General features: G+C 61.7%; 13 protein-coding genes. 8 read left to right on the forward strand and 5 right to left on the reverse strand.

Features of this window, described 5'->3' with window-relative positions; translation table 11 throughout:
- Positions 1-72: 72 nt before the first annotated feature.
- The 6 genes from ACNAOT_RS02780 (at position 73) to ACNAOT_RS02805 (ending at position 6,552) form a co-directional block, all read left to right on the forward strand.
- Positions 73-1,476 carry a cryptochrome/photolyase family protein gene (locus ACNAOT_RS02780; RefSeq protein ID WP_420179937.1) on the forward strand — a complete coding sequence of 468 codons (1,404 nt, stop codon included), beginning with the start codon at positions 73-75 and terminating at the stop codon, positions 1,474-1,476.
- 43 nt (positions 1,477-1,519) lie between these two features.
- Positions 1,520-2,092 carry a hypothetical protein gene (locus ACNAOT_RS02785; protein WP_420179938.1) on the forward strand — a complete coding sequence of 191 codons (573 nt, stop codon included), beginning with the start codon at positions 1,520-1,522 and terminating at the stop codon, positions 2,090-2,092.
- 121 nt (positions 2,093-2,213) lie between these two features.
- Positions 2,214-3,713 (forward strand): CoA-acylating methylmalonate-semialdehyde dehydrogenase, encoded by a 1,500-nt coding sequence (locus tag ACNAOT_RS02790; protein ID WP_420179939.1) that lies wholly within the window; start codon positions 2,214-2,216, stop codon positions 3,711-3,713.
- Complete coding sequence (locus ACNAOT_RS02795; RefSeq protein WP_420179940.1) at positions 3,713-4,774, forward strand: enoyl-CoA hydratase/isomerase family protein; 1,062 nt, start codon at positions 3,713-3,715, stop codon at positions 4,772-4,774. Before ACNAOT_RS02790 ends, ACNAOT_RS02795 begins: the two co-directional genes overlap by 1 nt.
- 11 nt (positions 4,775-4,785) lie before the next feature.
- Positions 4,786-5,727, forward strand: a complete 942-nt coding sequence (gene mmsB / locus ACNAOT_RS02800; RefSeq protein WP_420179941.1) for a 3-hydroxyisobutyrate dehydrogenase — start codon at positions 4,786-4,788, stop codon at positions 5,725-5,727.
- Positions 5,728-5,772: 45 nt separating this feature from the next.
- Positions 5,773-6,552, forward strand: coding sequence for an enoyl-CoA hydratase (locus ACNAOT_RS02805; RefSeq protein WP_420179942.1), 780 nt, complete (start codon positions 5,773-5,775; stop codon positions 6,550-6,552).
- A gap of 12 nt (positions 6,553-6,564) precedes the next feature.
- Here the strand turns inward: ACNAOT_RS02805 and ACNAOT_RS02810 are convergent, their stop codons facing one another.
- The 4 genes from ACNAOT_RS02810 to ACNAOT_RS02825 all read right to left on the reverse strand — a co-directional run bounded on the left by ACNAOT_RS02810 (position 6,565) and on the right by ACNAOT_RS02825 (position 10,677).
- Entirely contained in the window at positions 6,565-7,521 is a 957-nt protein-coding gene (locus ACNAOT_RS02810; RefSeq protein ID WP_091467475.1) for a carbohydrate kinase family protein, read from the reverse strand.
- A 120-nt stretch (positions 7,522-7,641) separates the two neighbouring features.
- Positions 7,642-8,436, reverse strand: coding sequence for an ATP-binding cassette domain-containing protein (locus ACNAOT_RS02815; protein ID WP_091464985.1), 795 nt, complete (start codon positions 8,434-8,436; stop codon positions 7,642-7,644).
- Positions 8,433-9,479 (reverse strand): ABC transporter permease, encoded by a 1,047-nt coding sequence (locus ACNAOT_RS02820; protein ID WP_420179943.1) that lies wholly within the window; start codon positions 9,477-9,479, stop codon positions 8,433-8,435. The genes ACNAOT_RS02815 and ACNAOT_RS02820 overlap by 4 nt, the downstream gene beginning before the upstream one ends.
- 85 nt (positions 9,480-9,564) lie before the next feature.
- Complete coding sequence (locus ACNAOT_RS02825) at positions 9,565-10,677, reverse strand: substrate-binding domain-containing protein (protein WP_420179944.1); 1,113 nt, start codon at positions 10,675-10,677, stop codon at positions 9,565-9,567.
- Positions 10,678-10,853: 176 nt separating this feature from the next.
- On the opposite strand from ACNAOT_RS02825, the gene ACNAOT_RS02830 reads away from it, so the two are divergent.
- Both ACNAOT_RS02830 and ACNAOT_RS02835 read left to right on the forward strand, forming a co-directional pair.
- Positions 10,854-11,864, forward strand: coding sequence for a LacI family DNA-binding transcriptional regulator (locus tag ACNAOT_RS02830; protein ID WP_420179945.1), 1,011 nt, complete (start codon positions 10,854-10,856; stop codon positions 11,862-11,864).
- A gap of 37 nt (positions 11,865-11,901) precedes the next feature.
- Positions 11,902-12,195, forward strand: coding sequence for a putative quinol monooxygenase (locus ACNAOT_RS02835; RefSeq protein WP_420179946.1), 294 nt, complete (start codon positions 11,902-11,904; stop codon positions 12,193-12,195).
- 63 nt (positions 12,196-12,258) lie between these two features.
- Here the strand turns inward: ACNAOT_RS02835 and ACNAOT_RS02840 are convergent, their stop codons facing one another.
- On the reverse strand, positions 12,259-14,886 hold the full coding sequence (locus tag ACNAOT_RS02840; RefSeq protein ID WP_420179947.1) for a GH32 C-terminal domain-containing protein: 2,628 nt from the start codon (positions 14,884-14,886) through the stop codon (positions 12,259-12,261).
- Between the last annotated feature and the right edge of the window lie 150 nt (positions 14,887-15,036).

A 15,036-nucleotide genomic window follows, 5' to 3' on the forward strand; every position in this document is an offset into this window, starting at 1 on the left:
CAGCCCATGCCCCTAGGATTCTTAGGGGGCATGGGCTGTTCCTGTTTCCGGAGGTCTCGCTGAAAGGCTCTAATGAAACCGTCCATCGTTTGGTTTCGCGACGATCTGAGGGTCGCCGATAACCCGGCCTTGCGTGCCGCCGTCGACGACGGCGCGGCCGTTGCCCTCTACGTCCTTGATGAAGAATCGCCGGGTATCCGCCCCCACGGAGGCGCCGCGCGCTGGTGGCTCCACCACTCGCTGACCGCCCTCCGCGAAGACCTGGACAAGCTTGGTGTTCCGCTGCTGCTCCGCCGCGGACCTGCAGCCGACGTGGTTCGGGAAACCACGACGGCGATTGGTGCCGGAGGGCTGTACTGGAACCGGCGGTACGGTTCCGCTGAGCGAACGGTCGACGCCGGCATCAAGGCTTGGGCGGGCGACGCGGGACTGCATATCTCGAGTTTTCAGGCTTCCCTTCTCCACGAGCCGTGGGAAGTGACCACTAAAACGGGTGGGCAATACAAGGTCTTCACCCCTTTCTGGCGGACTGTTTCTGCGCAGGACTTCCGCGAGCCGCTGGCCGTTCCGGAAGCGGGGCACGGATTCTCCGGAAAACTGCCAGCCCATGACCACCTGGAATCGTGGCAACTGCTTCCCACCACACCTGACTGGTCCGGCGGATTGGCCGAAATGTGGACGCCGGGCGCTGCCGCCGGGCACAAGCGGCTCGCCACGTTCGTGGCGGGCGGCCTCTCCAACTACAGCGAGGGCCGCAACCGTCCGGATACAGATGGCAGCAGTTGCCTGTCTCCCTATCTGCGTTGGGGTGAGTTGAGCCCGTTTGAGGTGTGGCATGCTCTGGGCTCCAAGCGGTCCGAAAGCGCCTCTATCTATGCTTCCGAGTTGGGCTGGCGCGAGTTCTGCTGGCACCAGTACTTCCACAATCCAAGCCTCGCAACGGCCAACCTTCGCCCGGAGTTTGACCGCTTTCCCTGGGCGTGGCCGGGCACCAACCATAACGGCAGCAGTAACAACGGCAAGCATCCCGGCCACGACTCAGCGCCGGAGGAATTCCGGGCCTGGCAGCAGGGCCGCACCGGTTTCCCCATGGTGGACGCGGGGCAACGGCAGCTTTGGCAAACGGGCTGGATGCACAACCGCGTCCGTATGGTTGCCGCGAGTTTCCTGGTGAAGAACCTGGGCATTCATTGGCAGCTGGGGGAGCAATGGTTTTGGGACACCCTGGTGGACGCCGATCCGGCGTCGAATCCGGCCAACTGGCAATGGGTAGCCGGCTCCGGGGCGGATGCTTCGCCGTTCTTCAGGATCTTCAATCCGGAGGCCCAGCGCGTGAAGTTCGATCCCCAGGGGAAGTACATCGCCCACTGGATTCCCGAGTTCGGAACACCGGACTACCCGGAGGGAATCGTGGACCTCAAGACCACCCGTGCGGAAGCGCTGGAAGCGTACAAGGAAATGAGGGAAGTCCACTAAGGGCTCCGGAGGTTGCTGCAGGGCCGACTATAGGCTGGGGGGCATGTCAGCCGAACTCATCCTTAAGCTCGTCATCGGGGCACTCGTTGCAGTGCTCCTTGCTGTGGGTGCCTGGTGGGCCCGGAAGCACCCCAACAGGTCCAAGGAGTATCCGGAACAGGTGCGCCTGCCCAAAGTGGTGCCCTTCATCGGCTGGCTGTTCTTTGTTTTCGGCCTCCTCATGAGCTTGGTCTCGTTCGCCTATGCTCCTTCTCCCTTGGGTGCCCGCATCACTGCGGTTGCCATCCTCCTGGGCGGCCTGGCTTTCGTGCTGATGTACCGCAACTGGTACGTGGCTCCGCGGGCCCATGAGGTTGCCTTCCGTACCGTGCTCGGCAAGGAACATGTAGTTCCCTACAGCGACATTGCGCACTACCGGGTCCAAGTGATGAAAGGGCAGCCGATCCTGACGGTCAAGTCGGTTAATGGAGCGAAGCTCAGCCTGAATATCCGCACCTTCGACGTGACACCCCTCATGACGGCGATCGATTTCCACAAGGTGACTGGCCGCTGGCCTGCCCGCACGGACGTGGTGGGTGGGAGCCCCGGGGCAGAAAAATACCCCTCTGGAAATTAGTAGGAAGTCCGAGTATATTCGGATTCAGAGATGACCTGGATCACAGTTGGTCACGTGTTCCGCAACGGTCCCAGCACCCGGCGGCACGGCAGTCATTCACGATGCAAAGGAGCATTCCACCATGGTGCGCGAGCTTTCCCACTACGTAGACGGCCAGAGGATCGAAGGCACGTCCGGTCGGTTCAGTGATGTCTACGATCCCTGCACGGGCGAAGTCCAGGCGCGGCTTCCGCTGGCCAGCGCGGACGAGGTTCGCAACGCCGTCGCAAATGCCGAAAAGGGTCAGCTCGAATGGGCGGCAATGAACCCGCAACGCCGGGGACGCATCCTGCTCAAGTTCGTGGACCTGGTCAACCAGAACATGGACGAACTCGCAAAGCTACTGTCCTCCGAACACGGCAAGACCTTCGCCGACGCCAAGGGCGACATCCAGCGCGGCATCGAGGTCGTTGAGTTCTCCGCCGGGGCACCGCATCTGCTGAAGGGCGAATTCTCGGACAACGCCGGCCAGGGGATCGACGTCCATTCGCTCCGCCAGCCACTCGGCGTCGTCGCGGGCATTACGCCCTTCAACTTCCCGGCCATGATCCCGCTGTGGAAGTCCGGCCCGGCGCTCGCAGCCGGCAACGCCTTCATCCTTAAACCGTCCGAGCGGGACCCTTCCGTGCCGCTGCGCCTCGCCGAGCTGTACAGCGAAGCCGGCGTGCCGAACGGCGTCTTCAACGTGATCAACGGCGACAAGGAAGCCGTGGACGCGCTGCTCGAAGATCCTCGGGTGAAGGCCATCGGCTTTGTGGGATCCACCCCCATTGCCCAATACATCTACGCCACAGCAGCTGCGCACGGCAAGCGCGCCCAATGCTTCGGCGGTGCGAAGAACCACATGGTGATCATGCCCGACGCCGATCTGGACATGGCTGCCGACGCCCTGATTGGTGCCGGGTACGGATCCGCAGGCGAACGATGCATGGCGATCTCCGTTGCCGTGCCTGTTGGCCAGGAAACCGCAGACGCATTGGTGGCCAAGCTGACCGAGCGTGTGAAGGACCTGAAGGTAGGCCACAGCCTGGACACGGATTCGGACTTCGGTCCCGTGGTGGCTGCTTCTGCCAAGGAAAGGATCGAAGGCTACATCCAATCCGGCGTGGACGAAGGAGCAACACTGGTCACCGATGGTCGAGGCCTCACCGTGGACGGCTACGACGGCGGCTTCTGGGTGGGCCCAACGCTTTTCGATAACGTCACCAAGGACATGAAGATCTACAAGGAAGAGATCTTCGGTCCCGTCCTCAGCGTGCTGCGCGCGGCTGATTACGACGAAGCGCTCAGGCTCTGCAGCGAGCACGAGTTCGGCAACGGCGTCGCCATTTTCACGCGCGACGGCGACTCTGCCCGCGACTTTGCCAGCCGGGTAGAGGTAGGCATGGTGGGCATCAACGTGCCCATCCCAGTGCCGATCGCGTACTACACGTTCGGCGGCTGGAAGGCGTCCGGTTTCGGCGATCTCAACCAGCATGGCGCCGACGCATTCCGCTTCTACACCAAGACCAAAACCGTGACGTCGCGGTGGCCTTCCGGCATTCGCCAAGGCGCCAGCTTCATCATGCCGGCAGGCAGCTGATGGGGGCCTTGGAAACAGAAGACGTTCTCTTTGAGCGTCGCGGCCACCTCGGCATCGTGACCCTCAACCGCCCGAAGGCAGTCAATGCGCTGAACGATGGAATGGTGAAAGCCATGCTCCGGCAGCTGACCGCATGGGCTGACGATGACGCCGTTGCCACTGTCCTGGTGCGCGGGGCGGGCGACCGCGGGCTGTGCGCCGGCGGCGACATCGTGGCCATCTACAAGGACATGTTGCACGGTGGCATCGCGACAGCCGACTTCTGGGCTGACGAATACCGGCTCAACGCGCTTATCGCTCACTATCCCAAACCGTACGTCGCATTCATGGACGGGCTCGTCCTGGGTGGCGGCGTGGGCATCTCTGCGCACGGCTCGGTTCGCGTGGTCACCGAGCGGACGCGCACCGGCATGCCCGAAACCACCATTGGATTCGTGCCCGACGTCGGCGGGACCCTTCTGCTTTCACGTTCGCCGGGGGAGGCAGGAACGCACGCCGCTTTGACCGGGGCGCACTTGTCCGGCGCGGACGCACTGTTCCTGGGTCTCGCGGATCACTTCGTGCTGTCGTCCGAGCTGCCCGCGCTGGCGGAAGCGTTGGAAAGCTCGACGGCGGAGGCCGCCGTCGAGCGTTTTGCCCAAGCCTCGCCGGAGTCAGCTTTGGCGGCGCAGCGGGAGTGGATCGATGCCGCTTACGCCCACGAGGATGCGGAAGAGATCGTCCGGAGCTTGCGTGCTTTGGGCGACGAGGCCGTAGCTGCAGCAGACACGATCGAGGCCAAATCGCCGACGTCGGTGAAGGTGGCGCTTGAGTCGCTGCGACGCGTCCGTGGGCTCACTTTGGAGGAAGCACTTGATCAGGAATACCGCGTAGGCCTGCGGTGCCTGGCCGGCCCCGATTTCCGGGAGGGCATCCGCGCGCAGGTGATGGACAAGGACCGCAACCCGCAGTGGAAGCCGCCGACTCTCGCCGAAGTCCGGGAGTCCGACGTCGAGGGCTACTTTGCGCCGCTCGGCGAACGGGAACTGGGGCTTTCAGCCAGTCGAGTCCAGTCGAATTGAAGGAGACCATCATGACAGAGAACGCAGCTATGTCAGATATCCAAGCCCCGGCAACGGGACTCATCGCTTTCCTGGGCCTGGGTCATATGGGTGGTCCCATGGCGGCCAACCTGATCAAAGCCGGGCACGATGTGATTGGCTACGACCCCGTTCCGGCGGCCGTCGAGGCAGCTTTGGCTCACGGGATCCCCATGGCCGCCACGGCGCATGAAGCTGCTGCGGAGGCGGCCGTGGTGTTGACCATGTTGCCCAGCGGCAAGCACGTCCTGGATGCCTATCGCGGGGTGGACGGGCCCGGCCTGCTGTCCATCGCGAAGCCGAACACACTGTTCCTGGACTGTTCCACCATCAACGTTGATGAAGCCCGTGAGGCCGCTGTGATCGCGTTGGAAGCCGGTCACCGTTCAGTGGACGCCCCCGTTTCAGGTGGCGTGGTGGGGGCCGAAGCCGGCACCTTGACCTTCATGGTGGGCGCTTTGCCGGAGGACTTTGAGACCGTGAAGCCCATTTTGGAGCTCATGGGTAAGAGGATCGTCCACTGCGGAGATCACGGTGCAGGGCAAGCTGCCAAGGTCTGCAACAACATGATCCTGGGCGTGTCCATGATCGCCGTTGCCGAAGCATTCGTGCTCGGCGAGAAGCTCGGGCTCACGCACCAGGCATTATTCGACGTCGCCTCCAACGCGTCCGGCCAGTGCTGGGCACTAACCACCAACTGTCCCGTTCCCGGGCCGGTTCCCACAAGCCCCGCTAACCGCGACTATCAGCCTGGCTTTGCCGGCGCGTTGATGGCCAAGGACCTGCGCCTGGCTGTGAATGCGTTGGAAAGCACGGGCGTTGCAGCGGAAATGGGTCCTTTGGCCTCACGTATCTACGACGCCTTTGCCGCGGGTGAAGGCGCTGGAAGGGATTTCTCGGGCATCATCACGGAAATCCGCGACAAGTCCGTGTGAGAGGTTGGAACTGAACTTATGACGAGCTTGGCGGAGAGGGAGAGCATGACTGAGCAGTACCAGAACATTGTGGTTGAACGTCGGGGACGGGTTGGCTTGGTGACGCTGAACCGGCCGGAGGCGTTGAATGCGTTGAATACCGCCCTCATGAACGAACTCGTGGAGGCAGTGACGGCCATGGACACTGATCCCGACGTTGGCGCCGTGGTGATCACGGGATCCGCCAAGGCCTTTGCTGCCGGCGCCGACATCAAGGAAATGTCCTCCAACAGCTATATGGAAATGTATGCGGCGGACTGGTTCCGGCGTTGGGAGGATCTCACCCGGCTGCGTATCCCTGTTGTTGCTGCCGTGTCCGGTTTTGCCTTGGGTGGTGGCTGCGAACTGGCCATGATGGCCGACTTCATCATCGCGGGGGACAACGCCAAGTTCGGCCAGCCTGAGATCAACCTCGGCGTTATCCCGGGAATGGGTGGCTCGCAGCGGTTGACCCGGGCCGTGGGCAAAGCCAAAGCCATGGACATGGTTCTGACTGGCCGGTTCATGGACGCCGACGAAGCCGAACGCTCCGGTCTGGTCTCGCGGGTGGTCCCTGCAGCCGAGGTGATCGACGAAGCACTCAAGGCTGCCGAAGTCATCGCGTCCAAGTCCAAGCCCGCAGCGATGGTGGCCAAGGAAGCCGTGAACGCAGCCTTCGAGATGGGCCTGGCGCAGGGTGTTCTGTTTGAGCGCCGCGTGTTCCACTCACTCTTCGCCACCGAGGACCAGAAGGAAGGCATGGCCGCGTTCAGCGAGAAGCGCCAACCGGAGTTCAAGCACAGGTAAGGCGGGAACGGGCTATACGGCAGCGAGTGGCTGCTGCTTGAGTCCGTCCAGCCGCATTTGGAGTTCCTCGGAGGTCGGAGGGTTGGCGCCGGGCCGACTAACGGTGATGGCTGCGGCCGCGGCTGCGGTCTGTCCGATGATCTCGAGGACTGCTGGTGCGAACGCCTTTTCGCCCCTGGTCAACAGTTCAGAGATGAGCGCTGTCATGTAGGAGTCGCCGGCGCCGATGGTGTCTGCAACGGCGGTCTTCACTGATGGGATGTTCAGGCGTGTCCCGGATGTGGCAAGTAGCGCGCCTTCAGCGCCTCGGGTGATAACGGCAAGCCGAGCCCCCAGTTTGAGTACTCGGGACGCTACTTCGTCCAGCGAGGATGAGGGATACAGCCAATGGGCATCTTCGTCGCTGAGTTTGACCACGTCCGTGAGGGGGATCAGGTCCTCGAAGATCTGCTTCGCTTCGGAGTGGCTGCCAAGGAGGGCCGGGCGGATGTTGGGGTCGTAAGTGACCAGGCAGGAGTCGTGGCTTTGTTCGAGGAGGGACCGAACAGTGGTGGCTCCCGGCGCCAGGAAAGTGGCGATGGATCCGGTATGGAGGACTTTCGGGATCATGGCCGGTGCTACGGGGGGAAGCTCCCACAGGATGTCGAACTCGTAGCTGGCCGAGCCGTCCGCTGCGAGTGTTGCGGTGGCGGTGGCGGTGCGCTGAAGGGACTTCGATCCGGGGAGTAACTGGACACCTGCGCTGTGAAGGTGGGTGGTGATGGCAGTGCCGTAGTGGTCGTCGCCGATTGCCGTGAGCAGCCCAGTGGTTACCCCGAGCCGACCCAGGCCGTAGGCGACATTTGCGGGAGAACCGCCAGGGTAGCTGATGCTTCCTTCCCGGGTGTTCACAATGTCCACCAAGGCTTCGCCAATGACGAGAACGTCCAGTGGGTTTTGGACGGAGCCGCCCGGGTAGGTGTTGTGCATTTCGGTTCTTTCGCTCGGATCATTGGTGGGACGGCGGAGGTATGGGTCCGTCCGCGGACCTGTTTGCAGGTCCGCGGACGGAGACATGGGTTCCGATTGGATGGAACGTGCGGCGTGCCGTTAGGCCTTGGCCGCACCTGTCATGATGGCGACTGCGTCAGTCATAGAATGGGATTGCGGGGTGATGGTCGCTGCGCATTTGCCCAGGCGCTGGATGTGGATGCGGTCTGCAACGTCAAACACGTGAGGCATGTTGTGACTGATCAGGATCACCGGCAGGCCTCGGTCGCGGAGGTCGCGGACGAGCTGGAGCACCTGGTTGGATTCGCGTACACCCAACGCGGCTGTCGGCTCGTCAAGAACCACCACCTTGGACCCGAAGGCCGCTGCGCGGGCCACGGCTACGGCCTGACGCTGGCCACCGGAAAGGTTCTCCACCGGTACGGTCACATCCTGCAGGGTGGAGATTCCCAATCGGGTCAGTTCTTCCTTGGCTTTCCTGCGCATGCCCTTGGTGTCGAGCATCCGGAACAGGCTTCCCAAGGGGCCGGGGAGGCGCTCTTCCCGGCCGAGGAACAGGTTCGAGGCAACATCCAAGGCCGGGGAAACAGCCAGGTTCTGGTAGACGGTTTCGATGCCGTGGACGCGGGCGTCCTGCGGCCGTTTGAAGTGCACTTGCTGTCCGGAGACGAAGAGTTCGCCGGTATCGGGAATTTCGGCGCCGGTGAGGCATTTGATGAGGGTGGACTTACCGGCACCGTTGTCGCCGATGACGGCCAGTACTTCGCCGGGGTAGAGGTCCAGGCTGACGCCGTCCAGACCGACCACGCGGCCGAACGTCTTGACGAGGTTCCTGGCCTTGAGGATGGGCTCGCGGGTTTCGGCGCGGGAAGCTTCAAATTCTGTGGTGGTCATGACTTGACCTTTCGGATCCACTGATCGACGGATACGGCAATGATGATCAGGATGCCTACAGCGAGGGTCTGATAGAGGACGTCCAAGCCGGCGAGGGAGAGGCCGTTGCGGAAGACACCAACGATCAGCGCTCCGAGCAGCGAACCCCAGATCGAGCCGCGGCCGCCGAAGAGGCTGGTGCCGCCAATCACGACGGCGGTGATGGAGTCCAGGTTCAGATCGACGCCAGCGTTCGGGCTGGCGGCATTGGTACGGCCGATCTGGATCCATGCGCCGACGGCCAGGACTGCGCCGGCGGCAAGGTAGACGCTCATCAGGACGCGGTTGACGGGAATACCGGCCAGTCGGGCGGCTTCCTTGTCATCGCCCACAGCGTAGACGTGCCGTCCCCAGGCGGTCTTGCCCAGGATGAATGCCATGGCCACGTAGAGGAGAAGCATCATGACCACGCCAGTGGAGATCCGGACGGGCCCAATCGGGAAGGTGCTGCCGAGCCAGGTGAGCATGTCCGGCATGGCCGAGCCACGCACGGTGCTTCCACCGGAGTAGAGCAGCGTCAAAGCGATGAAGATGTTCAAAGTACCCAGCGTGACGATGAACGGTGGGAGGCGGAACCTTGTGACCAGGAAGCCGTTGAGAGCACCGGATCCCAGCCCGACGGCGAGGCCGGCAATCAGCGCAATTGGCCCTGGAATGCCGTTGCTGACCGCGAGCTGTGCGATCACCATTGAGGACAGGATCATGACTGCACCCACGGAGAGGTCAATACCGGCGGTCAGGATGATCAAGGTCTGGGCGATCGCCAGGGTGCCGACCACGGCCACCTGCTGAGTGATCAGGGACAGGTTCTCAACGCGGAGGAACCGGTCATTGAGGAGCCCAAAGACCACCACGGCGATCAGCAGAACAATGGCCGGGCTGAGGGCTGGGTAACGGTGGAGAATGTTGCGGATTCTGCTGAGGGGGGTCTGTCGGTCGAGGAATTCCTCGGCCAAATCAGCATGCCCCGCGCTCGGGGGGCCGGCGGTCTGTTGCTGGGTCACTTAGATTGCTCCTGAACTTCCATGTTCTGTAACTGCTGGTACGCGGGGAGATGCTGCTTGGTGCATCTCCCCGCGTCTGGAGAGGTTATTTGCCCCAGCAGACCTGGGATGCCTCGGTGGTGGTGATGCTCTTGACGCCGTCGGCCGGCTTGTCAGTGACGAGTTCAACGCCGGTGTTGAAGAAGTCCAGGCCCTCGGAGTTGGCCGGCTTCTTACCGGTCTTTGCCAGCTCAACGATGGCCTTCACGCCCATCTCGGCCATCTTGACCGGGTACTGCTGTGCGGTTGCGCCGATCACACCGGACTTGACGTTGTTCACACCGGTGCAGCCGCCGTCAACGGAAACGATCAAGACATCCTTTTCCTTGCCCGCGGACTTCAGGGCCTCGAAGGCACCTGCTGCAGCCGGCTCGTTGATCGTGTAGACAACGTTGACATTGGGGTTCTTAGCCAGCAGGGTTTCCATCGCGGTACGTCCACCGTCTTCGGCGCCCTGGGATGCCTGGCTACCGACGATTTCGTACTCGCCGCCCTTGCCTCCGGTGTACGTTCCTGTCTTGGCTTCGTCGCCGTTCTTCTTCTTATCCGCGGTGTCGATTCCGAGGCCGGTCAGGAAGCCCTGGTCGCGGTTGTAGTCCACCGAGACCACCTTGTCGTCAAAGAGGTCAATCAGGGCAATGACGGCCTTCTTGCCCGCCAGTTGCTGGGCGGTCCACTTGCCGATGAGCTCGCCGGCATTGAAGTTGTCCGTGGCGAAGGTGATGTCTGCGGCGTCGGCCGGGTCCGGGGGAGTGTCGAGGGCGATGACGAACAGGCCGGCGTCCTTGGCCTTCTTCAGGGCATCTACGACGGACGGGCCATTGGGGGTGATGAGAATTCCCTTGTCACCCTTGGAGATCGCATTCTCAATGGCCTGGATCTGGGTGTCCTCGTCGCCGTCGGCCTTGCCGGCAGCAAGCTTGAGATCGACGCCGTCGGCCTCTGCGGCCTTCTTCGCGCCGTCCTGCATGGAAACGAAGAACGGGTTGGAAGTGGTCTTGACGATCAGCGAGACGCCGATCTTCTCATCGGAGCCCCCGCTGGAGGAAGGGGAGGAGCTGCCGCCGCAGGCGGTCAGGCTAAGCGCGCCGAGCGTCAGGACTGCGCCTGCGGCAAGAAAACGGGTCCGGGCGGACCGGGTTACTTTGGAACTCAACATTGAAACTCCTGTTTTTGTGGCTGTTGGCGGCGCATCTTCTGCGGCTGACAACGTTGTCAGGTAACATGTAAGCAAGCTCACACGATAGAGTCAAGTGTTAAATCAAGTGGAGGAGCAGTTAATTGACAACGGTGTCTAATCGTTACCAATCCGACTCCGGACGCAAGCGTCCGACGATGAAGAACGTGGCGGATCTCGCCGGGGTTGGAATCAAAACGGTCTCCCGGGTAGTGAACGACGAGCCGGGAGTCTCCGAGGCCACCCGCCAGCGCGTCATGCGGGCCACCGAACAGCTCCAGTACCAGCTGGACATCACAGCGGGCAGCCTGAAGCGTTCCGGACGCAAGACCCAGTCCATCGGCCTGCTGCTCCCGAGCGTGTCCAACCCGTTCAGTGGCGAGATCCACAGGGCCATGGAAGACGCTTTGGCCGTGCGCGGAATTGCCGTCTTCGCTGCCAGCCTGGATGACGATCCTGACCGGGAGAAGAAGCTCATTTCAGCTTTCCTGGGACGCCGGGTCGACGGGCTTGTGCTGACTACCATCGCCAAGAGCCAGGCGTACATGATCCCGGAGCACTCCCGCGATCTGCCGCTGGTATTCATTGACCGTGAGCCCGCGGGCATCGAGGCTGACGCGGTAGTCACTGACAATGAACTTGGCGCGGCAAAGGCGGCGGCCCATCTCATCCAGCATGGACATACCCGGCTGGCTTACCTTGGCGACCGAACGGATATTCAAACCGCGGGGAGGCGTCGGACAGGATTCCTGGACGCCGTCGGACGAGCAGGCATTTCCACCTCCGGCGTCGCCGTTCGTGAGAATCTGCATGATGAAGAAACCGCATTTCGGGCGGCTCACGAACTGCTCACCTCAGAGAACCCGCCGACGGCGATTTTCTCCAGTCAAAACTTGGTGACGTTTGGCGCCATGCGGGCGCTGAAAGCCCTTGGGCTGCACCACGAGGTTGCTCTCATCGGATTTGATGATTTCACCCTGGCCGACATGATGGACCCCGGGATCACTGTGATCGCCCAGCATCCTGAACGCATCGGCAAGCTTGCGGCTGAACGGATCCTCGCGAGGATCGACGGCGACGAGAGCCCCGCCCGAACATATGTCATCCCAACGGAACTGATACAGCGGGGTTCCGGTGAAATTCGACCCCAAGCTGACTCGGGCAAATAGCAGAACACTCCGAAATCAACCGAGCAAAGGACAGTCCATGACCAAAACACTGTATGCAGAGTTCACCGTTAAGGAAGGCAGTGAAGCCCGCGTTGCGGAAATGATGGCAACCCTTGCGGGACACGTCCGTAACGAACCGGGGAACGTGATGTTCTTGCCCTACACGCGTGAAACCAACCCGCGGGAGTACTTCGTCTTCGAGGTGTACCGGGACGAGCAAGCCTTCCAGGAGCACATCGGCGCCGACTACGGCCGGGATTTCAACGCGGAACTTACCGAACACATCGAAGGTGAAGGATCAGTCCTGACCTGGCTGCAACCACTGATGTAGCTGTCAAGGCAAAGGAACGGCGGCCGGCGAAAGCCGGCCGCCGTTCCTGCTACGGGCGGTGTGTTAGTTCTTTCCGGGAAGGAACATTGATCCTTCCATGGGGGTCACAGTGAGGGACTTCAGCTGCGCTGTCCCACCTTCCGCGAAGAGCGCCATCTTGTCCGCTCCGGCGTTGGGAAATACTTGATCCGTAATGGTCCGGAGACCGTCGCCGGAGAATACTTCCACCGAAGAGCGGTCTACATAAACCCGCAGGGTGACATTGCCCTTTTTGTCCAGGGTGACAGGGGCGTCCTCAATGGAGGCGAAGGTCGGGTGGAAAGTGGTGTTTCCCGAGTTTGTGCGATCAACGAACACCTTCCCGGTGGTGGAGTCGTAGCCGATCACGGTGGAGGAGGCTCCGTCACCCAGTACGGTGATTCCTGACTTTTTCGCTGTGCCTGGTGCGAATGTGATGTCCACGCGCTGGACCTGGCCTGAAGCAGCCGCGGGCAGCGGGGTTGTTCCGGCCATGATGGCGCCGCCCTTCTTATCCGCGTAGCTGGGCTTTGTCGCAAGCTTGTCCACCTGCTTGACCACATTTTGGGCAAGGCGTGGACCGTCGGGTGTTTGCGTCAACTGCACCTCTCGGGGCAGTGCCATGGCGCTGCGCCAAGGGTTGGTGGGGATGTTGTTGGCGTAGTCCCAGTTGTTCATCCAGCCGAGCATGACCCGCTTGTTATCAGGCATGTTCGAGAAGGAAACGGCTGCGTAGTAGTCACGTCCGTAGTCCAGCCAGTCATACGACTCGAGCCGGGACTTCGCAGCGGTGGAGCTGGCTGTGAACTCATCCGCGAGGATGTGACCCCAGCCGAATCGGTTGTTATCCACAACCTTGATCTGCGCCTGCTGACCAACGAATTCCTTGACATCCCATGAAGCCCAATCCAAGGTTTCACTGTCGTTGCCGGTGGCGGTACGGACCACTTGTCCGTTGACGACCAGGTTCACCGTTTCTTCATCGGACCTGGGAACAGCGGCACTGTCAGTGAGCATGACGTGGTCAAGGGTCAAGTGGCCCCATCCGCCGGTTGCTTCGTCAACGATCCGCAGCTGTGCGTTCTGCCCCGCGAACTCCGAAACGTCCCAGCCCTTCCAGTTCAGCAGCCCCGCGTTATCGCCTGCCAGGGAGCGGACCACGTGGCCGTTGACGAGTAGCTGGACCGCCAGGGTCTGGCCGGAGTCCGCCGTACGGTAGCCGCCTCCAACCAGCATGGACATGAAGTCCTTTGTGATGGGGAATTCGGGGGAGGTCAGGGTGCCTTGGCGGTCATCTCCGGGCACGGTGCCGGTTTCGAATGTGTTGATTCGCTTAGCGCCAATGTAGTAGTCCCCGCCACTGGTGGCCGGCTGGAAATTGGGAGTGAGGTCGCCTGTCCCGGTCCAGCCGGCAGTGGCCAGCGTTGTGCCTTCGGGAAGCTCGAAACCATCAAACTTCAGTTCTCCCGGGGGCGGGTTGTTGTCCAGTTTGTCGGAGACGTGGGGGTGCTTGCCGCCGCCGATCAGGAAGTTCAGGTAATCATCGGTCACGGTAAAGGTGGGTGACTGCATGGAACCCATCGGCCAGTCGCCGTCGTTGAATGAGTTGATCAGTCCTGTTCCGCCGAAGCCAGTCACCGGACTCTGGCCGGGAAGGGAACCTGAGGCGGGAGCGTCACCGAAAGGACCGTTCTTCCAGTTGCCTGGTTCGTTGTTTGTGGTCCACCCGTTGTAGGTTCCGTCGTTGAAGCCTGCCAGGACAGTGCCGGCAGGTGCCTCGGCCACTGGTTCGGTGGTCTCGGAGGTGAAGGTGGTGCCGTCGAAGTTGCCCACGAAGTACTGTCCAGCCGAGCCTCCCGCGACTCCGCCGGGATTGATATTGACCACCATGACCCACTTGATATTGTTCTGATCCCCATCCACGGCGAGCGGGAACAAATCAGGGCATTCCCACTGGCCGCCGGTCGCGTTGGCGGGCCCGAATTCGCTCAGGGAAGTCCAGTCCTTGAGATTGTCGGACTTGTAGAGGAGAACCTTGTGATCCTGTGATTCGACTGCGGTCATGACCCAGTAGCCACCGCCGGACGGGTTGTCGTACCAGAAGACCTTTGGGTCCCGGAAATTGGCTGAATTGCGGTTCAGCACAGGATTTCCTGAGTACTTCGTCCAAGTCTGGCCATCATCCAGGCTGTAGGCCAGGGACTGGGCCTGCAGGCCCCGGTGCGGGGAGGGCTCCTTATATGCGCTGGTGTAGATGGCCACCAGCGCGGGGTTTTCCTTCGTCCCGAAGCCCGTGGTGTTGTCCTTATCAACCACGATGCTGCCGGAGAAGACATCTTCCTGCGCGTCGGTGGACAGGGCCAAGGGCTGCTCCTGCCAGTGCACCAAGTCCTTCGACGTCGCGTGTCCCCATGACATGTTCCCCCACGTGTTGCCGGAGGGATTGTGTTGATAGAACAGGTGATAGACGCCTTTATGGAAAACCATTCCGTTGGGGTCGTTCATCCAGTTCTTCGCTGGCGTGTAGTGGTAAGCAGGTCGAAAGTCCTCGCTTCCCACTTCCGGTGCCGCAGACGCTGGTGCCATGCCGGCCATGATGCCCGAAAGTGTCAGGCCCGCCAGCGTCAACGCAGACGTCGCTGTTCGCATCCTGCTCATAGTGGATTTAGTCATTGTTCTCCTCGTTCGCCCTTCATCGCGCGTGCCCATCCCCATCTAGACAACGTTGTCAATGAGGGAAAAGCTACGATAAGTCCAGCGGACAAGTCAACGGTTTTTTAGAGCTATGTTCAGGTCTATCTAAAGGCCCAACTATTCAGACAC

This window comes from Paenarthrobacter sp. TA1.8, assembly GCF_048595705.1.
GTDB classification, from domain to species: Bacteria; Actinomycetota; Actinomycetes; order Actinomycetales; family Micrococcaceae; genus Arthrobacter; species Arthrobacter nitroguajacolicus.